At 67.4% G+C, this 20,591-nt stretch carries 11 protein-coding genes and 1 tRNA gene; 4 read left to right on the forward strand and 8 right to left on the reverse strand.

The features are described from left to right. Positions 1-2,600, reverse strand: a 2,600-nt coding sequence (locus tag AC1DTF_RS07075) for an MMPL/RND family transporter (RefSeq protein ID WP_477473565.1), incomplete at its 3' end; no start/stop codon positions are given. Further along, on the reverse strand, positions 2,597-3,043 hold the full coding sequence (locus AC1DTF_RS07080) for an MmpS family transport accessory protein (RefSeq protein ID WP_477473566.1): 447 nt from the start codon (positions 3,041-3,043) through the stop codon (positions 2,597-2,599). The genes AC1DTF_RS07075 and AC1DTF_RS07080, both read right to left, overlap by 4 nt. Positions 3,044-3,375: 332 nt before the next feature. Here AC1DTF_RS07080 and AC1DTF_RS07085 point away from each other — a divergent pair, with 332 nt between their 5' ends. Beyond that, the gene (locus AC1DTF_RS07085) at positions 3,376-3,804 is read left to right on the forward strand and encodes a PPOX class F420-dependent oxidoreductase (RefSeq protein ID WP_477473567.1); all 429 of its coding nucleotides are present in this window, start codon (positions 3,376-3,378) and stop codon (positions 3,802-3,804) included. A 72-nt stretch (positions 3,805-3,876) separates the two neighbouring features. Here AC1DTF_RS07085 and AC1DTF_RS07090 read toward each other — a convergent pair. The 5 genes from AC1DTF_RS07090 to AC1DTF_RS07110 form a co-directional block, all read right to left on the reverse strand. Next, positions 3,877-3,950, reverse strand: a tRNA-Met gene (locus AC1DTF_RS07090). 62 nt (positions 3,951-4,012) lie between these two features. Continuing rightward, entirely contained in the window at positions 4,013-5,398 is a 1,386-nt protein-coding gene (locus AC1DTF_RS07095; RefSeq protein WP_477473568.1) for an FAD-binding oxidoreductase, read from the reverse strand. Positions 5,399-5,481: 83 nt separating this feature from the next. Continuing rightward, positions 5,482-8,913, reverse strand: a complete 3,432-nt coding sequence (locus AC1DTF_RS07100; protein ID WP_477473569.1) for a BTAD domain-containing putative transcriptional regulator — start codon at positions 8,911-8,913, stop codon at positions 5,482-5,484. 107 nt (positions 8,914-9,020) lie between these two features. Then, entirely contained in the window at positions 9,021-12,026 is a 3,006-nt protein-coding gene (locus tag AC1DTF_RS07105) for a UPF0182 family protein (protein WP_477473570.1), read from the reverse strand. Positions 12,027-12,128: 102 nt separating this feature from the next. Continuing rightward, the gene (locus tag AC1DTF_RS07110; RefSeq protein WP_057166804.1) at positions 12,129-13,169 is read right to left on the reverse strand and encodes a YlbL family protein; all 1,041 of its coding nucleotides are present in this window, start codon (positions 13,167-13,169) and stop codon (positions 12,129-12,131) included. 202 nt (positions 13,170-13,371) lie between these two features. Between AC1DTF_RS07110 and AC1DTF_RS07115 the strand changes: the two genes are divergently transcribed. From AC1DTF_RS07115 to AC1DTF_RS07125, 3 genes are all read left to right on the forward strand, one after another. Continuing rightward, positions 13,372-13,836 (forward strand): RidA family protein, encoded by a 465-nt coding sequence (locus AC1DTF_RS07115; protein WP_477473571.1) that lies wholly within the window; start codon positions 13,372-13,374, stop codon positions 13,834-13,836. Between the two features lie 124 nt (positions 13,837-13,960). Further along, on the forward strand, positions 13,961-15,385 hold the full coding sequence (gene hglS / locus AC1DTF_RS07120) for a 2-oxoadipate dioxygenase/decarboxylase (protein WP_477473572.1): 1,425 nt from the start codon (positions 13,961-13,963) through the stop codon (positions 15,383-15,385). Positions 15,386-15,477: 92 nt separating this feature from the next. Beyond that, a complete protein-coding gene (locus AC1DTF_RS07125) occupies positions 15,478-18,342 on the forward strand; it encodes an FAD-binding and (Fe-S)-binding domain-containing protein (protein WP_477473573.1) in 2,865 nt (954 codons plus the stop codon). 24 nt (positions 18,343-18,366) lie between these two features. Here the strand turns inward: AC1DTF_RS07125 and AC1DTF_RS07130 are convergent, their stop codons facing one another. Continuing rightward, positions 18,367-20,541, reverse strand: a complete 2,175-nt coding sequence (locus AC1DTF_RS07130) for a thiamine pyrophosphate-dependent enzyme (protein ID WP_477473574.1) — start codon at positions 20,539-20,541, stop codon at positions 18,367-18,369. Positions 20,542-20,591: the final 50 nt, after the last annotated feature.

A 20,591-nucleotide genomic window follows, 5' to 3' on the forward strand; every position in this document is an offset into this window, starting at 1 on the left:
GCCCGGATGATGCCGGTGTTCAGGCCGGCGCCGATTTCCTCCTTGAACCGGGAGATCAGCAGCAGGTTGTAGTCCGAGCCCACCGCCAACAGCAGGATCACCGCCAGCGCCAACACAATCCAGTACAGCTGGATGCCCAAGATGTCCTGCCAGATCAGCACGGACAGCCCGAATGAGGCCCCCAGCGACAGCGCCACCGTACCCACGATGACGAACGCTGCGATGATGCTGCGGGTGATGAACATCATGATGAGCAGAATCAGGCTCATCGCCGCGATCGCCGCGATGATGAGGTCGTACTTCGCGCCGTCCTGAATGTCCTTGTAGGTGGCCGCGGTACCGGCGATGTAGATCTTGGACCCGGCCAGCGGCGTGCCCTTGACGGCCTCCTGGGCGGCGTGCCGGATGGCATCGATGTGTGCAATGCCTTCGGGCGTAGCGGGATCGCCGTCATGGGTGATGATCAGTCGGGCTGCCTTGCCATCCGGCGACATGAACAGTTTCATCCCGCGTTCGAACTCCGGGTTGGTGAATGCTTCCGGCGGCAGGTAGAAGGAGTCATCGGTTTTCGACGCGTCATACGCCTGGCCCAGCGCGGTGGAATTCTCCAGCGCCGCAGCCGTCTGGTCGTTGATACCCGACGTGGTGGCGTAGTTGGTCAGCGTCAGGTCGCGGTTGGCCTCCTGGCTGGCGATCTGTGGCGGAATCAGCGCGACCAGTTGCGGTTGCAGCGCATCGAGTTTGGCGATGCTGCCCGCGACGTCGGACAGTTGGTCCGTCAGCTGATCGACACCGTCCAGCGCGTCGAACACCGACCGCAGCGCCGCGCACATCGGGATGTCGAAACAGTGCGGCTCCCAATAGAAATAGTTGCGTATCGGCCGGAACTGGTCGTCGAAGTTGGCGATCTTGTCGCGCAGGTCCTGCGCGGTGGCGACCGTGTTCTGAAATGCCTTGGTCTGCTCGTCGGTGACGGCGGCGGACTGCTGTTGCAGCGAATACTGCTGGCGCAGAATGTCGATCGAGTTGTTGATCACATCGACCTGCTTGAGCAGATCGGCGCCGCGGGCCTGCTGGAAGGGCAGGTTGTTGATCTGCGCGGCGCTGCTCGCGCTGATCTGGAACGGTATCGAGCTGTGGTCCAACGGCGTGCCCAGCGGTCGGGTGATTGCTTGCACCTGCGCGATGCCGTCGGTGTGGAAGACCGCCTTGGCGACCCGCTCCAGCAAGATCATGTCGGTGGGATTGCGCAGATCATGGTCCGCCTCGATCATCATCAGTTCGGGATTCAGCCGCGCCTGCGTGAAATGCCGTTCCGCTGCGGTGTAACCGACGTTGGCCGGGGCGCTGGCCGGCAGGTACGGACGGGCGTCGTAGCTCGTCTCGTACCTCGGCAGCGCGAGCAGCCCGATCAGGGCGATCGCAATCGTCGCCGCCAGGATCGGCCCGGGCCAGCGGACGATGGCCGTGCCGATGCGTCGCCAACCCTGGGTACGCATCGGGCGAGCGGGTTCGAACAACCCGAAATGCCGGCCGATCACCAGTAGCGCCGGCGCCAGGGTGAGGGCCGCAGCCACCGCGACGAGAACGCCGATTCCGGCCGGTATGCCCAGGCTGTTGAAATACGGCAGCCGGGTGAACATCAGGCAGAGCACCGCGCCGGCAATCGTCAGCCCAGAGCCCAGGATGATGTGCGCCGTCCCGTGGTACATCGTGTTGAACGCCGAAACCCGGTCCTCCCCCACGTGACGCGCTTCGTGGAAACGGCCGAGAATGAAGATCGCATAGTCGGTTCCAGCGGCGATCACCAACAGCGTCAGCAGGTTGGTCGAATAGGTCGACAGCTCGATGATGCCGGCGTTCGCGAGCACCGCGACCACACCACGGGACGCGGTCAGCTCGATCATCACCGTGAACAGCACGAGGAACACCGTGGTGAGCCGGCGGTAGAGGAAGAACAGCATGACCGCGATCACGCCGAGGGTGATCAAGGTGGTCTTCAGCGTGCCGTGGCTACCCACCTCGAACTGATCGGTGACCAGCGGTGCGGCGCCGGTGACATAGGCCTTGACGCCCGGCGGCGGCGTGGAGTTGTCGACGATGCTGCGCACCGAGTCGACGGACTCATTGGCCAGCGACTCGCCCTGATTGCCGGCGAGATACACCTGCACCAATGCTGCCTTGCCATCAGCGCTCTGCGATCCGGCCGCCGTCAGCGGATCGCCCCAGAAGTTCTGAATGTGCTGTACGTGTTTGGTGTCCTGGGAGAGCTTGTCGACCAGCCCGTCGTAGTAGCGGTGGGCATCGGCTCCGAGCGGCTGATCGCCCTCCAAGACGATCATCGCCGAACTGTCGGAGTCGAACTCGTCAAACACCTTGCCGATATGCAAACTGGCCTGCAGCGACGGCGCGTCATGCGGGCTCAGCGACACGTTGTGCGATTCGGCGACGGTCTCCAGTTGCGGCACAAAGACGTTCGTCATCACCGCCAGGACGAGCCAGAACAGCGCGATGAGCACGGCGAAGCGGCGGATGAAATCCGGGATGCGGTCCCGCTTCGTGGGGGTGTGAACCTCACGGTCGGCCTGGTGGGTACTCATCCGGACTTGTCAAGGCAGAAGGTGTACGCGTTCACGTTCTCGGCTGATCTCTCGTCCTTCACGACATCGTCGATCTTGATGCGGCAGCCGATGGAGTCGCTGTCGCCCTGAGCGGCGACGTTGACGAAAACGGCCGGCTGGGTGGTGGTCGCGTCATAGGTCCAGGGCAGTGCGACAGCATCGGCGCGCTGCGGTTGCGCGTCCACGTCCAGGTAGGTGATGGTGGCCACCGTGCCCGGCGGGCCGAAGACCTCCAACACCACGTGCTTGGGATTGAACGGAACGATCTCGTTCCCGGAACCGCTGGCCGTGGACGTCACATCCTCCGAGGCGAAGATCGCCTGCAGCCGATACACCGCGAATCCGGCCACCGCGATCACCACCACCGCCACCAACGGCATCCAGCGCCGGCCGAGTCGCCGGCTGAACGAAACCCGCTGCATCCGTGACCTTTCATGAGGGCCGACAGGCGCGACGGTCCCCAATTCCTATAGCAAAGCTAACGATTTAGGTTGACGGTACGACACCGGACCGGACTCCACAACACCGGGCGACGCGGGCACCCTTCCGGCCCTTGCCATTCACAGCAAACTGACAGAACGCACCGCTGTCAGGGCGAACATGCCTCTGGTAGTGAATATTTGGCGACGAGGTCGACATATGTCGACTGCAGTCCACTGAGCGATGCCCCGGGAGGTTTCGCCGATTGGCTTAGAACGGACAGCGGCGGGGCATCCCGCAGGTGTCCGATCTTTCGGCCGACCTGGAGAATCCCATGACATCCTCACCCCTGACGGACGAGGCCAAGCAGATGCTTGCCAAGCCCAACCCCGCCGTCATCAGCACCACCCGGCGCGACGGTCAACCGGTGTCCGCCGCCACGTGGTACCTCTTCCGAGACGATCACCTGCTCGTCAACATGGACGTCGGTCGAAAACGTCTGCAACACATGCGCAGAGACCCGCGGGTGTCACTGACCGTCATCGACGGCAACGACTGGTACACCCACATCACCGCCATCGGACACGTGACCCGCATCTACGACGACGACGGCCTGGCCGACATCGATGCACTGTCCCAGCATTACCAGGGAAAGCCGTACCCGGACCGGGACCGGCCCCGGGTCAGCGCTCTGATCGCGATCGACCGCGTGCACGGGTGGGGCGCCCACAAGAACAACGATCAGCCCGACGGCAGCGGCTAGGACCGTCGATCAACTCGCCCCGCACGACGAAAACGTCCCCCGGAGAAAATCTCCGGGGGACGTTTCTTCTAGTAGCGGGGACAGGATTCGAACCTGCGACCTCTGGGTTATGAGCCCAGCGAGCTACCGAGCTGCTCCACCCCGCGTCGGTAAACACAAGATTACCCAAGGGGGTGCAGACCACCAAATCGGGTGGTCAGCGCCATTTTCAGGCCGAGAACCGCACCACAAGACCGGTCTTGAGCACGCCGGCCGGGTCATATCGGTCCGCCAGCGCGGCCAGCCAGTGCCGAGTGTCCTCGTCGTAGGCCCGCGCCGTGCGCCCCGGGTCCGCTGCGGGCGCGAAGTTGGGCAGCAGACCGCCCGTCGACCAGGGCGCCAGGGCATGCGTCAACGCGCGCGCCTGTGCGGGCACCAGTTCGGCGGACGGGCCCATGGGCACCCCGATGACGGTCACCGCGTAGGCCGCCTGACGGTGGCAGAACGCGCTGCGGTGCGGCGCCTGTCGTGCCATCGCCCCACCGAGCAGCCGGACCTCCACGATGGTCTGCACCGACGCCGAACCCGGCCCCGCGGCGGCCAGCAGGATATCGACTGCGTCCGCGCCGAATTCGCGCAGCAGAACCTGCTCTTCGTGCACCGGCATGGGGTCGACCGGGTCGGCGTGCACCGCGCCGATCGCGGCGTACGGCAGCACCCCGACGGTGTCCAGCACCGGCGTCGCGGTTTCCCGCATCGGCGCCAGAAGTGCTGCGGCCTCGGCGAAATCATCCAGCGCGGTGTAGCGCACCGCGACGGTCAGCCTGCCCGCCAGCGGCTCGGGCACCCCGGGCAGCGGCGGCAGCTGCTGAAAGGCGACGGAGGTGTTGATGTTCTCCGGCAGTCCGGCACTCCACTGTTGCCAGCCGCGCAGCACCGCCGCGGCATCGGCGCCATCGAAATACAAAGCACCACCGTAGAACTCGGAGATGGGCAGCAGGTCGATCTCCACACCGGTGACGATGCCGAGAGTGGCCTTTCCGCCGCGCAGCCCCCAGTACAGCTCGGCGTGCTCCTCGGGCGTCACGTGCAACAACTCMCCCGCTCCGGTGACCAGATCGAAGGAACGCACGTAGTCCGAGGACACCCCGACGCTGCGCACCAGCGGGCCCACGCCGGCACCGGTGAGGAATCCGACCACACCCACATTCGGTGACGATCCGCACAGCGGCGCGAGCCCATGCGGTGCGGCGGCATCCAGCACGTGCTGCCACCGCGCGCCCGCCCCGACCCGGGCGGTCCGGGTGGGCAGGTCGACAACGCAGTCGGTCATCGCGCCGGTCTGCACCAGGATGGCGTCTGCGCCCACCGGGATCGCGCCGTGGCCGGTCGCCTGCACGGTGACCTTCAGACCGTGGCCTGCGGCGAACCGGACGGCCTCAGCGACGTGATGCGGGGAGGTGGCGAACACCACGGCGGCCGGACGGACTGGCACGGCCACGTTCCACGGTGTGCAGCGTTCATAGCCGGGCTCGCCGGGCAGCGCGACCAGGGCGCTGACATGGTCGGGCAGTGTCGACACCACGCTGTTGTCGACCGATTCGGCCAGGGTCATTCGAGGGTCCTTTCGGGCAGGGCTGTTCATCGGGACCCACGATGTCCCGGCCCACTTGGCATCTTCTTGGAGCCGGCCCCAAGTCACCTCGATCCCAGTTCAGCAGCCCTTTCGGCAACTCCGGTCATTCCGAGGCGGCGCGCGTCGGCGCCGACCCGTGCCGCCAACACCGCGCGATCCGCGGGGTCTGCCAACTCAGCGGCCAGCAGGTCACAGCGCACCAGCGACGGCACCCCGCCGGTCCGCCGGGCCAGTTCACGCGCCTGCGCCAGATGCTCGTACGCGCGGACCCGGTCACCGGCCAGTGCGTGCAGCCGGGCCGTCCCGAGCGCCACCGGACCGGCCGAGCCGACCTGCCCGATCACCGCGATCCGGTCGACGAACGGCTCCAGCTCGGCGAGCAGTGCGGCGGCGAACTCGGAGAGCCCGTATTCGGCGGCCAGGTGCGCCAGGAAGGTGTTGTGGCCCAGCGTCGTCCAGATCTGTGCCCGGGTGGCTGACGGGTCGAACCGCTCGGCCAACAGTGCCCGCGCATTCTCGCGCGCGACCGGACCCTGCTGCAGGCCCAGTGCCACCGCGCGCACCAGATCGACCAGGCTCTGGCCGCCCGAGGCAGCCTGGGTCGCCACATCCGGCAGATCGGGTACGGGTCCGCCCATTTCCCACAGCAAGCTGGCCTCGGCGACCATTCCGCTGCCCGCCACATACAGTTCGGTCTGCTCATGCACGTGCGCGGCGATGGTGTGGTGCCGGCGCGCCTCAGCGAAGTCACCGCGCCAGATCGCCAGTACCGCCTCCATCCACCGCAACTGCGCACGCAGGACCGGCAGCTGCAACTCCTCGCTGCCGGCGATACCCGCCGCGAGATGGCGTACCGCGCCGTCCACATCGCCCAGCGACATCGCAGCCATGGTGGCCACCGATGCGGCGATGACGTTGTCCTCCCGGGACCGGCTGTGCCGCAATGCGTTCAGCTGCTCGATCCAGGCGAGGCTTTCCGCGCTGGAGCTCGTCACCCCGGAGTAGGTGATGAGCCGCCCCATCAGCACGTCGGCGGTGACATCGGGATCGTGGGCGCGGGCTGCCAGCGCTTCGGCGCGCTCCAGGATATCGGCAGCCACCGTGGGGTCCCTGTCGTAACAGTGCCCGACCGCCAAGGCCGCCCGCACCCGGGCGCCTGCAGCAGAGTCCGAGTCACACAGTGCCGCAGCGCGATCCAGCAAAGCGAGCACCGCTCCGGGATCCTCGCCCGGAGCCAACCACGGCCACCCGCCGCTGGCGCGCAGCAGCGCACTGGCCACCCGGCCCGCCGTCGCCGGCCGGTCTGCCCGCAGTGCCTGCACCAGGTAGCGCTCCACCGCGTCGAGGACCAGCCGGCCGCGTCCGGCACGGGAGTGCGCCTCCAGCATCGACACCGTCAGCGCGTCACGCTCGGTATCGGATTGCTGCGCCTGCGGCAGCCGGTCATAGGCGTCCAGCGCCGCCTGCCACCACCGCGCAGCGATGTCCGAACTCCAACTCGCGGTGGCACGTTCGGCGGCGAGCCGGCACGCGGCGACCACCTCCTGCGGTTCCACCAGGGGCTGTGCCGCGATCAGGTGCCCGGCCCGACGGGTCAGCGCCTCGTCGGTCGTGGCGCCGGCAAGCACCTCGGCGACCTTGGCGTGCACACGCTGGCGGCGCAGCGCGGGCATGCCCGCGATCAGCTGTGCCCGCAGCAGCCCATGTGCGAAGACGTAGCCGTCGCCGGTGGGTGCGGCCACCACGATGCGCTCGTCGGCGGCTTCGTCGAGGTAGTCGGCCAGGGTGTCGAGGTCCAGCCGGGTCGCACCGGCCAGCACCGGCAGCGCTTCGCGGTCGATGGCGTCACCGATGATGGCGGCGGTCCGCAATGTCTGCAGCACAGCGGGATCCAGCGCACCGAGCCGGCGTTCCAGCACTGACTTCACCGCGGTCGGGATCTCGCCGCCGAGCCGCTCGGCCCGCGGCAGCCGCGCATACTCGGACACGAAGAACGGGTTGCCCCCGGTGCGGTCGGCCAGCGCGGCGGCCTCGGCCTCCGCCACGTGATCGTCGGCAACCTGGTTCGCCAGCGTCGCGACATCGGCCGCAGACAGCGCGGGTACTTGGATATGCCGGTTGGCCACGCCACGGGTCGCAGTCCCCAACAATCGCGACACATCCGACGGGTACTCGCCGTCGCGGACGGTCAGGATCATCGCCAGCGGACGGTCCCGTAGGGCGCCGGCGATATAGGCCAGGCAGCCCGCCGACGCCGAATCCGCCCACTGCACATCATCGATCACGACGGCGAGCAACCGCGGTGCCGATTCGAGCAGGGTCTGCACCCGCTCGTACACCGCGAATCGGGCGGTGTCCGGGTCGGCGTGCGCGGGTACCGCCAGCAGCTCGTCGGCGTCGGCACCGAGCGTCCGGACCAGCTGGCGCATCGGCCACCACGGCGGTGTCCCCCGCTCGTCGGGACAACTGACCCACACGGTGTCACCTCCGGCGGCACGCACCCGGGCGACGGCCTCCTCGGCCAGCCGGGTCTTGCCGATTCCGGGTGGCCCCGACAGCACGAGCCAGCGGGTCGACCCGGCCTCGGCGGACGCGAGAATGCTTGCCACCGTGCCCAGTTCGCGATCACGTCCGACGAGGTCCTGCGCGCTGGACGGCGGGGCGGTGTCCGCGGCGTTCACCGCGGCGGGCGTGGGGATGTCCTCGGCACCCGTCCAGCCCGGCGGCCGCGGCCAGGCCGCCAACTCGGGGGCCTGACGCAGCACAGCGGTCTGCAGCTCACGCAGTTCGGCCCCGGGTTCCAGACCCAGCTCGTCGTCGAGCGTGCGGGCGTGCCGGGTGTAGGTCTCCAGCGCATCGGCGGCACGACCGGAGCGGTACAGCGCCACCATGTGCAGCCAGCATCCCCGGTCACGGTACGGATCGACGGCCCGCAGGGCGGCGATGTCGGCCAACGCCGAGGCGGGCCGGTTCAGCGCGAGCAGGGCGGTGATCCGCGCGTCCAGACATTCGCTGCGCAACTCGTCGAGGCGCACGGCTTCTGCGGCCACCCACGGCTCGTCGCGCAGATCTTCCAACAGCGGTCCCCGCCACAGCGACAGCGCCTGCTCCGCGGCCACCAGCGCGTCATCCCACCGGCCTGTCGCGACCGCGCCGGCCGCCCGGGCACACGCGGTCGCGAACACCGCGGTGTCGACCGTCGCGGCGCTGACATCGAGGTAATAACCCGGGGGTTGCCGGACGATGGGCGAGGTGACCGCGCCATCATCGGCGCGCAACGCCTTGCGCAGATTGGAGACGTAGGCCTGCAGACTCGCGGTGGCACTGGCCGGCACATCGTCGGCCCAGATCGCATCGATCAGCCGGTCGACCGAGACGACTCCGCCGTCGGCGAGCAACAGGACGGCCAGCGCCGCACGCTGTTTGGGCGGGCCGATGTCGACCGGCGAACCGTCACGCAGCACCTGCAGCGGTCCGAGCAGCCGATAGTGCACGGCAGCAGCTTAATCCGAGCATCCCCCCGCCGCGAGCGTGCGCAAAGTCAGGACCTGGTGCGGCGTGTCCGGCCGCAGACACGCACGCTCGCGGGAAGGGAAAGGAGCTACCTGGCCTCGCGGTACTTGTTCATCGCATCGTCGAGGCGCTGCAGCGCCGCACCGAACTCGGCGAAGTCACCACCGGTCTGGGCCTGCTGCATATTGTCCAGCGCGGCATTGACCTCCTGCAGCGCAGCGGCTTTCGCCCCCGACAACTGCACGGGACCGCCCGGAACCACCGCGGCGGGCGGCGGCGTCGCTGCGGGCGCACTCCCCTGCTGCGGCGGATTGGCCTGCGGATTGGCCGCAGGCTGCGCCGGCGGGCGAGCTGCCGGCTGTCCCTCGGCGGGCGCCGGGCCCGTCGCGGTCGCACCCGCACCGGCGCCGAAGATCTCATCCAGCGCGTCACGGACCGTCGGGCCGTAGCCGACCTTGTCGTTGTACATCATCGCCACCCGGATGAGGCGCGGGTAGGACGACGCCGCATCACTGGCACCTGGCGAGGCGTAGATCGGGGCGACATAGAGCAGGCCACCGTTGCCGATCGGCAACGTCAGCAGGTTGCCCCAGCGGATCCGGTTCTGGTTGTCGCGGCCGATCTGACCCAACTCGGTGGACACCGCGGTGTCGGTGCTGATCGCGTTGAAGGCCAGCTTGGGACCGTTGACCTGACCGGGCACCGTCAGCACCGTGAGCTTGCCGTAGGTGTCCGGGTCCGAACTCGCGCTGATGTAGGCGGCCAGGAAGTCACGCCTGATCCAGTTCATCGCGCTGGTCAGCTGGAAGGACGGTGTGCCGTCCTGGCGCGCCTGGTCCGTGGCCACGATGTAGTACGGCGGCTGGAAACTGCTGGCCGTCGGGTTGGGATCCAGTGGCACATCCCAGAAGTCGGCGTTGGTGAAGAACTTCACCGGATCGTCGACGTGGTACTTGGCCAGCAGTGAGCGCTGCACCTTGAACAGATCCTCGGGGTAGCGCAGGTGCTCCTGCAGGTCCGCCGAGATCTCCGACTTGGGCTTCACGGTGTCCGGGAAGACCGACATCCAGGCCTTGAGCACCGGGTCGGTCTCGTCCTGGGCGTACAGCGTCACCGTGCCGTCGTAGGCATCGACGGTGGCCTTCACCGAGTTACGGATGTAGGACACCTGCTTGTCCGGCAGCAGCCTGTTGACCGCGACCTCGTTGGAGTCGATGGTGGCGTTCGACAGCGTGGTCAACTCCGAGTACGGGTAGTTGTCCAGCGTGGTGTAACCGTCGACGATCCACACCATGCGCTTGTTGACGATCGCGGGATAGACACCGTTGTCGGTGTCCAGCCAGGGCGCCACCGCCTTGACGCGATCCGCGGGGTCCCGGTTGAACAGGATCCGGCTGTTCTCGCCGATCACGTTGGACAGCAGGAAGTTCCGCTCGGCGAACTTGGCCGCGAACACTCCACGGTTGATCCAGTTGCCGATCCCCACACCGCCGGTGCCACCGTAGGTGTAGTTCTTGGTCTCGGTGTTGGTCTCGTAGTCGTACTCGCGGTCGACGTCGCCGTTCTTGCCGACGATCGCGTAATCCTCGGGGGCACCGGCGATCACCGGGCCGAAGTAGATGCGGGGCTGATCCAGGGGTGCCGGCCCCGGGGACACCACACCACCGTTGGCGCCGACCACACTGGCCAGGAATTCCGGGTAGCCACCGTTCTGGTTCGGGTCATTGGCGATACCGCGCACCGTGTTGGCCGGCGAGGCGACGAAGCCGTTGCCGTGGGTGTAGACGGTGTGGCGGTTGATCCAGTCGCGCTGGTTGTCGATCAACCGGTCCGGGTTCAGCTCACGCGCGGCCACCACGTAATCGCGGATCTGGCCGTCCGGGCCGACGTAGCGGTCCATCGACAGCTGGTCGGGGAAGTTGTAGAAGTTCTTGCCCTGTTGGAACTGGGTGAACGCCGGGCTGACGATCGTCGGATCGAGCAGCCGGATGTTCGAGGTGGTGGCGCGGTCCGCGGCGACCTGCTGGGCCGTCGCCGCGGCATCACCGCTGTAGTTGCGGTAGGTCACCACTTCATCGGTCAGCCCGTAGGCGTGTCTGGTCGCGTCGATACTTCGACTGATGTATTCGCTTTCCTTCTGCGCCGCGTTGGGCTTGACGCTGAACTGCTCGACGACCAGCGGCCAGCCCGCACCCACGACCAGGGAGGACAGCAGCAACAGCACCAGACCGATGGCCGGGATACGCAGATCACGCAGGACCAGTGCCGAGAAGACCGCCACCGCGCAGATGACGGCGATGGCCAGCAGGATCAACTTGGCCGGCAGCACCGCGTTGATATCGGTGTAACCGGCACCGGTGAAGGGCTTACCGGCGCGGGTGTTGCTCAGCAGTTCGTAGCGGTCCAGCCAGTAGGCGACGGCCTTGAGCAGCACCAGGGTGCCGGCCAGCGCGATCAGCTGGATGCGGGCCGCACGGCTGAGTGCGCCGGAGCGCCCGGACAGCCGGATACCGCCGAACAGGTAGTGGCCCAACAGGTTCGCCACGAACGCCAGGAACACCGCGAAGAACATGTAGTTCAGAATCAGGCGGTAGAAGGGCAGATCGAAGGCGTAGAAACCGAGGTCGATACCGAACTGCGGATCGGTGATGCCGAACTCGCCGCCGTGCAGGAACAGCTGAACCTGCGGCCAGTAGCTCTGCGCGATGATGCCGGCCAGCAGACCGATGAAGACCGGGATGCCGATACCGAACAGCCGCAACCGGCTCATCACGGTGGTGCGGTAGCGGGCCACCGGATCGTTGGGTCCCACCGTCGGCACGAACACCGGGCGGGTGCGGTAGGCCAGCGTCATGGCCGCGAAGACGACCGCGCCGAACACCACCGCCGCCACCAGGAACAGTGCGATGCGGGTGAACAGCACCGTGGTGAACACCGAGCGGTACCCGAGCTCGCCGAAGAACAGCCAGTCGACATACCCGTCGATGAACCGTGGGCCCACCAACAACAACAGGACTACAGCTACCGCGACGCCGATAAGAACCCGGCTCCGACGTGTCAGCTGCGGCATTCGTGCCGCGGGCCGCATACCCAACTCTTCAACTCCAGTCCATGGTCTGTGGCCTCAGCAAGTCTGAATCCCTGTAGAGGGGCCACTACTTGCCCCAACTCTACGCAGTACCCGCCAAGGAACCTCTCAGCATGTAGGGGGTTCGCCACCGGCAGAAATCGTGTTCAGCGCGTCCACCGCGGTGCTGAGCGTGTCGACCTTCACCAGTTGCAGGCCGTCCTCGTGCGCGGTGAGGGCCTCGGCACAGTTCTCGGCCGGGACCAGGAACACCGTCGCCCCGGCCTCCCGGGCGGCCAGAATCTTGTGGGTGATGCCGCCGATGGAGCCGACCTTGCCTTCGGCGTCGATGGTGCCGGTGCCGGCGACGAACTTGCCGTCGTTGAGTTCTCCGGTCGTCAGCTTGTCGACGACCGCAAGGCTGAACATCAGGCCCGCCGACGGTCCGCCGATATTGGCCAGGTTGAACTCGATGTCGAACATGGCCCACGGAGCGTCGAGCACCCCGATGCCCAGATATCCCCGATCCCCTTCGGGATGTTTCCCGAGGGTGATGGTGGCGGTGCCGGCGGGGGCGTTCTTGCGGCGGTAGTCGATGACGATCTGCTCGCCGGGCTTGGTGTTCTTCACGACCTCCTGGAAGGCGTTCAGGTCGGGCACCTCGACGTTGTTCACCATGTCGATGGCGTCCCCGGGCTGCAGCTTGCCCGCCGAGGGGCCCTTGTCCTCCACCGTCTCGACGGTGACGGCCTTCGGGTACTTCAAATAGGACAGGGCGGCGTACTCCGCATCGTCCTCGGACCGCTTGAAGTCGGCGGTGTTGCCCTTGTCGATGTCGTCCTTCGACTTGTCCGGCGGATACACCAGCTCCCGTGGGATCAGCTGATCGCGGCCCGACATCCACAGCACCAGCGCCTGACCCAGGGAGAGACCGTCGCGCTGGGACACCGTCGTCATGTTGAGGTGACCGGAGGTCGGATGGGTGATGTCGCCGGCCACCCCGTCGGTGCTCTTGATGTCCACGACCTGCTTGCCGTCGATCTCACCGAGGGTGTCGAACGTCGGACCGGGCCCCAACGCGACGAAGGGCACCGTCACCACTGACAGCAGCAACCCGAACGCCACGATGGGCACGAGCGCAACCACCAGCGTCAAAATCCGCCTGTTCACGCCGCCCACAGTAGAGGTTCGGGGCCAGGTCGGCCCGCACCCGGCGGGCCGGACGAGCTTTGCCGATGCGCCCGCCAACGACATTCGGCAGCGGGGATTGCTCCTTCAGGGCAGGGATGCCGCCAAACGCGACGCGGAGGTGACGTTGAATATAGTATCCAATATTGCCATGTCGACCGATCGACCACGGAGGAACATCCCAGTGACCTCGCCACACGCCCGGCTCACGGATCTCGGACTCTCCGTTCCGCCTCCCCCACCACCGAAGGGCAACTACTTCCCCACCCGGCTGCACAACGGACAGCTGTGGGTTTCCGGCGCCACCGCGCGGACCACAGCCGGCCCCGGCACCGTCGGCGTCGTCGGTGACGACGTGACGGTCGAACACGCCCAGGCTCAGGCCCGGGTCGCCGCGCTCAATCTGATCGCGGCCATCGATGCCGCGGTCGGCCTCGACGCCGTCACCGCCGTGTTGCATTTGCGGGGATATGTGCGGGGCGCGCCGACGCTGGCCGACCATCCGGCGGTCATCGACGGAGCATCCGGCCTCATTCTGGCCGTCTTCGGCGCGGAGGTCGGCGCCCATGCCCGCACCGCGATCGGCGTTGCGTCGCTACCGGGCGGCGCATGCGTGGAACTCGACCTCGTCGCTGCCGTGGACCGCTGAGCCACCCTCCACACCGACTTTTCCCGCAATTGGATCCGATATACACTTTGTTGAGTTTTCCCGACCGAGAAGTGGGTGAGCACCCATGGCACTTCCGCGTCGCCGCGAAGAGGAGACCTGCCGAATGACATTTGTCAGTGCCTGGGAATTACGGGCTGCGTTCGCCCAGTCCTTGTCCCGGATGTACGGCACCGAAGTGCCGGCGTACGACGACCTKGTTGACGTGGCAGCCGAGGTCAACCGCGACGTCTTGATCCGCGACGGCGCCGACGCCGAACGACTGGGCACCGCCGATCGGGTGGCCGAGGAACGCCACGGCGCGATCCGCGTCGGCACGCCCCAGGAAATGCACCAGGTGGCAACGATTTTCGCCGGCTTCGGAATGCACCCCGTCGGTTTCTACGACCTTCGCGACGCCGCCACCAGCGCCGTGCCGGTGGTGTCCACCGCCTTCCGGCCCGTGGACACCGACCAACTCGCCCTCAACCCGTTCCGGGTGTTCACCTCGATGCTCGTGGTGGACGACCGCCGGTTCTTCTCACCGGAGATCTCCGAGCGCCTGACCGCGTTCCTCGGCGAGCGTCGGCTCTTCACACCAGAGGTACTCGAACTCGCCGGCCAGGCAGAGGCGGATGGCGGCCTCGACCAGCCCCACGCCGCCCGGTTCGTCGCGCTGGCCACCGCGGCCTTCGAATTGTCCGCCGAGCCGGTGGACCGATCGTGGTACGAAACGCTGGACGCCATCTCATCGGTCGCGGCCGACATCGGCGGCGTGCGCAGCACCCATATCAACCATCTGACGCCCCGGGTGCTCGATATCGATGAGCTCTACGCGCGCATGCAGAGCCGCGGGATCACGATGATCGACGAGATCCAGGGCCCCCCGCGGTGGGATGGACCCGATGTGTTGTTGCGCCAGACGTCGTTTCGCGCACTCGCGGAGCCCCGCCGGTTCCGCGACGACGACGGGCACATCTCCACGGGTTCGCTGCGCGTGCGATTCGGCGAAGTCGAGGCCCGTGGCGTCGCGCTGACACCGGCGGGCCGAGACCTCTATGACGCAATGGTGGCCAAGACCGATGCGCGCCTGGCCGACGATCCGGACTCGACCCGGCAGGACATCGCCAGAGCGGTCTGGACCGAGCATCTCCCGCGCACCGAAGAGGAGCTCGCGGCACAGGATCTCGCCTACTTCACCTTCCGCGTCGCGGATGAATCAGCCCGAACCGGACCCGCCGAACCGAAACTGACCAGCCTTGTCGAACACCGCTGGGTCATCCCGGAACCGATCGTCTATGAGGACTTCCTGCCACGTTCGGCGGCCGGCATCTTCCAGTCGAACCTGACCTCGGAAGGCAGAAAAGACACCTCGCTGGCGGGATCGGCACGCGACATCGGCTGGATGTCCGACATTCTCGACCGTCAGGTCGCAGACCCCAACGATCTCTATTCCGCGCAACGCTCCCGGTCCCTGGCGGCAGCCGCGGGCGAACTCGGGATCACCGATGGACTCAGCACATCCTTTGGGATGCCCTCCGACACTGCGTAATTCGTCACAAACAGCCCACAGGAGATCGGCATGGAACTCGAGGCTCGACCACCGGGCATCGGCGGAGCAGTTCGGCCCACGCGGACCTCGCCGTGACCTCAGCCACCTTCCTGGCCGACCGGTTACGCCGTGCCGGATTAGCCGACGTACTGGCCGACGACACTTCTCGTGCCGCCTACTCCTCGGATGCATCGCTGTACCGGGTGCGGCCGATGGTGATCGCCCGACCCCGGCATGCCGACGAGGTCGCCACCGCACTGTCGATCTGCCGTGCGGACGGCGTTCCGGTGGTCAGCCGCGGCGGCGGCACCTCGGTCGCCGGCAACGCGATCGGGACCGGCCTGGTGCTCGATTTCAGTCGGCACATGACCAAGGTGCTGTCGATCGATCCGGACGCGCGCACCGCAACTGTCGAACCCGGAACCATCCAGGTCGCGCTGCAGCACGCCGCGGCGACGCACGGTCTGCGCTTCGGACCCGACCCGTCGACGTTCACCCGATGCACCATCGGCGGGATGATCGGCAACAATGCCTGCGGTTCCCGGACGCTGGGTTACGGCCGCACCTCCGACAATGTGCTCAACCTGGAAGTTCTCACCGGAACCGGCGAGACGCTGAGCCTGGAATCGGGTGCCCGAGCGGTTTCCTCGCCCACGCTCTCGCAACTACACGCGGTCACCCGCGCCGGGCTCGGCACCATCCGTACCGAGTTCGGCACCTTCGGACGCCAGGTGTCCGGTTACGCGCTGGAACATTTGCTGCCGGAACACAAGTTCGACGTCGCCCGGATGCTGGTGGGCAGCGAGGGGACCCTGGCGGTGACCACCAGCGCGACCGTGCGTCTGGTCGAAGAGCCTGCGTACCGAGTGATGGTGGTACTCGGCTATCCCGATATCGCCACTGCCGGTGACGCAGCACCTGCCGTGCTGGCGTTCTCCCCCACCGCGTGCGAGGGCCTGRATTCCCGCATCGTCGACGTCGTACGCATGCGGCGCGGACCCGGCGCGGTTCCTGATCTCCCCGACGGTGCCGCGTGGCTGTTCGTCGAAGTGGCCGGTGACCAGTTCGACGATGTCGTGGACCGTGCCCGCGAAGTCGGCATCGGTTGCGGTGCGACCGATTTCCTCATCGTCACCGACGTCGCCAACGCGGCGGCACTATGGCGGATCCGCGCCGACGGAGCCGGGCTGGCCGGCCGCAGCCCGGCAGGTCTGCCTGCGCACGCCGGCTGGGAGGACGCCGCGGTGCCGCCCGGATCCCTCGGGGCCTACCTGCGCGAGTTCGAGTCTCTCATGCACGATTTCGGGCTGACCGGGCTGCCGTACGGCCACTTCGGTGACGGCTGCCTGCACATCCGTATCGATCTCCCACTGGACGATCCCGGCGGCACCCAGATTTTCCGCCGATTTCTTGTCGAGGCCGCCACCCTGGTATCCCGTTATGGCGGTTCGCTATCCGGCGAGCACGGCGACGGCCGCGCGCGCAGCGAGTTGCTGCCATTGATGTACTCCCCTGCTGCACTGCGCCTGTTCTCCGCGGTGAAGCACGTCTTCGATCCCGACAACGTCCTCAATCCAGGCGTGGTCGTCGACCCCCGGCCCGTGGACGCCGACCTGAGGGCACCCGTCCCGTCGGCCGTCGGCCGTAACCTGGCGCTGGCCTACCGCCACGACGCGGGTGACTTCAACCAGGCAGTGCACCGGTGCACAGGTGTCGGAAAGTGCCGGGCGGACAACACCTCGACGGGCGGCGTCATGTGCCCGTCCTACCAGGCCACCCGGGAGGAGAAGGACTCCACGCGCGGTCGCGCCCGGGTCCTTCAGGAGATGATCAACGGCTCCGAGATCACCGGGGGATGGCGCGCAGCGGAGGTGCACGATGCGCTGGACCTGTGCCTCTCATGCAAGGGCTGTCTGTCGGACTGCCCGACCGGGGTCGACATGGCGTCTCTCAAATCCGAGGTCCTGCACCAGAGCTACCGGAACCGGATCCGCCCGGCCTCCCACTACTCGCTGGGCTGGCTACCCCGATGGGCTCGCATCGCCAGTCGTGCACCGAGGCTGGCCAACGCCGCTACCCGGCTGCCGGGCGCAGGCCGGTTGGCACTCTCGATGGCCGGCGTGGACCGTCGCCGCAGCATCCCCCCGCTGGCACAGCAGACCTTTCGGGACTGGTTCGAGGGGACAGCCGCCGAGCGCAGGCAGTCCGGCAACGCTGTCGTGCTGTTCGTGGACACCTTCACCAACTACTTCACGCCCGACATCGGGCGAGCAACGGTTCGCGTGCTGGAGGATGCCGGGTTCCGGCCGGAGCTGCCCGCCGAGTCGCTGTGCTGCGGGCTCACCTGGATCTCCACCGGTCAACTCACCGCAGCCAAGAGAATCCTGGGTCGCACCGTGCGCACACTGACCGAATATGCCACCGCCGGAACGCCGATCATCGGCATGGAGCCCTCGTGCACGGCGGTGCTCCGCTCGGACGCGGCGGAACTGCTCGGCCCGCGCACCGCCGCACCCGTTGCGGACAACACTCGCACGCTGGCCGAGGTTCTCGTCCAGAGCGGCTGGCAACCACCTCGCCTGGACGGACAATCTGTGGTGGCACAACCACATTGCCACCACCACGCGGTGATGGACTGGAAGGCGGATGCCGAGTTACTACGCCGGGCCGGGGCCGAGGTGCAACGACTGGGCGGGTGTTGCGGCCTGGCCGGCAACTTCGGTGTCGAGAAGGGGCACTACGAGGTGTCCGTGGCCGTCGCCGAACAGCAGCTGCTGCCTGCGGTCGCGCAGGCGGCCGCCGACACCACCATCCTCGCCGACGGCTACTCGTGTCGAACCCAGCTGTCCGACCTGACCGATCGCCACGGGGTGCACCTCGCACAGGTTCTGGCCGCGCGGCTCGACCGGACGGCCACGCGCGCCGGGCAGATCGCGCCGCAACGCAGGGCGGACTGAGATCGGCGCGCTTTCGGTTGCCGCTCAGCAGTTTCCGACGATGTCGATCGCGGCGGCTTCGATGGTGTCCTCATCGAGAAGCACGTGACGTGCGGCGTCGCCGAGCGGGATGAAGCTGTCCTGACTCGACACGCGGGCGATGCGCCCAGCGAATCCACCGCTCAGGAGTTCGGCGAGGACGCTCTCCCCGACGCCCCCGGACCGGCGGGTTTCATCGACGATCAGCGCCCGGCCGGTGGCCGTCGCCTCCCGCAACATGTCATCGACCGGAAGCGGGGAAAGCCAACGCAGATCCACGGTGCGGCAACCGATACCACGTCGCTCCAGCCGCCGCGCAACCCGCAGACTCATCCGCAATCCGTTGCCGTAGGTCAAGAGGGTCAGGTCGGTGCCGTCACCGTGCACGCGTGCGTGCCCGATCCGCCCGTCGAGGCGACTGCCGGCACCGGGATACCGCGCGAGCCAACCTTCGTCTCCGTCCTCGTGCAGATCGCGGGTGTGATAGAGCGCAATCGGTTCCAGAAAGATGCAGACCGCCCCGGTGGACGACGCCGCTTCGACGCAGCTTCGCAGCATGGCCGCGGCGTCGTCGGGTCGCGCCGGTGAAGCGATGACGACTCCGGGGATGTCGCGCAGCGCGGCAATCGAATTGTCGTTGTGGAAGTGCCCGCCGAAGCCCTTCTGGTAGCCGTAGCCGGCGATGCGGATCACCATCGGGTTGCGGTACTGCCGATCGGAGAAGAACTGCAGGCTGGCGGCTTCACCACGAATCTGATCGGCGGCATTGTGGACGTAAGCGAGGTACTGGATCTCGGGTAGCGGGAGAAGTCCCGACACCCCGGCGCCCAGCGCCAGTCCCAGAATGGCCTGCTCGTCGAGCAGCGTGTCGAAGACCCGGGCCCGGCCGGCGCCGGCCTGCAATCCGCGGGTCACTCCGTACACGCCGCCCTTGCCCGCGACATCCTCACCGAACAGCACCGCTTCGGGGTGGCACTCCAGCGCCTCGGCCAAGGCCCGGTTGATCGACAGTGCCAGCGTCAGCGGCGTTTCGTCGGTGCGCGCGCCGGTTTCGTCCCTCGCAGGCGGGTAGCCCGACACGGTGATGGCATTGTCGAGGCCTTCATGCAGTGGGCGCATCACCGTCTCGGCGCTACCGAGCTGCTCGAGATCGACCACCTCGGCGGCGATCTCCAGTACCCGTGCCCGCTTTGCCTGATATCGCTCCAACACCTCATCGGATGTCAGCAGCCCGCGCTCGACCAGGTCCAGAGCCGTACACAACACCGGATCGCGGTCGTAGTCCGCTGCGATTTCCTGCGGCGAGCGATACGCCGGCTCGAAGTCCGACCCGGCGTGAGCCATCAACCGCACCGTGCGCAGATGCAGGAACGCCGGGCGGCGTTCGGCGCGCACCCACTGTGCCGCCGCCGCGGTGACGGCGTAGGTCTCGGCGAGATCGGAGCCGTCGGCGCTGAAATACTCCAGTCCGGTGYGGTGGGCGTAGTTCGCCGCGATCCAGCCAGGCGGGGATTTCACGCTGATACCGATGCCGTTGTCCTCGCAGACGAACAGCAGCGGCAGTGGTACCCCCTGATAGCCGGTGTGCACCGCGGTGTTGATGGCGCCGACCGCGGTCGAGTGGTTCACCGAGGCGTCCCCGAAACTACAGACCGCCAGCGCGTCCGCCGGCCACGGACACGCGACGCCCAGTTTCCTGGTGCGTGCGATGGAGAAAGCAACCCCGACCGCGCGCGGTAGGTGCGAGGCGATGGTGGACGTCTGCGGGATGATATTGAGATCGCGGCGGCCGAAAACCTTGTGCCGCCCACCGGCGATGGGTTCCTCGGTCGCAGCGACCAATCCGAGCAGAACATCCCGCAACGGGTCACTACCGATCACCTGTTGGGCCCGGGCGACGAAGAAACCACCGGAGCGGTAGTGCAGCAGTGCCGGGTCGGTGGGGCGCAGCGCCGCTGCCACCGCCGCGTTACCTTCGTGCCCGGACGACCCGATCGTGTAGAAGCCCTTGCCCTTCGATCGAAGCCACCGCGCCACCAGATCGAGGTGGCGACTGCCCAACTGCGCGTCGAACAGGTCCAGCCGGAGCTGGTCACCGAGCGGCCCCTGTTCCCGCTCCCCCGGGCCCGCGGTGGCGCCGGCGATCGTGTCGAGAAAGTAGGTATCTATAGGTTCGACCACCGGGCAACCCTCACTTCGCGATTCAGCGGAACGCGGACCCGCCGGAGCAG

This window comes from Mycobacterium sp. P4_H6 (assembly GCF_056400845.1).

Excerpts from the sequence above, each read along its gene's own strand:
- AC1DTF_RS07085 (WP_477473567.1), top strand. The coding sequence starts at position 3,376 with ATGACATCCTCACCCCTGACGGACGAGGCCAAGCAGATGCTTGCCAAG.
- AC1DTF_RS07080 (WP_477473566.1), bottom strand. The coding sequence starts at position 3,043 with ATGCAGCGGGTTTCGTTCAGCCGGCGACTCGGCCGGCGCTGGATGCCG.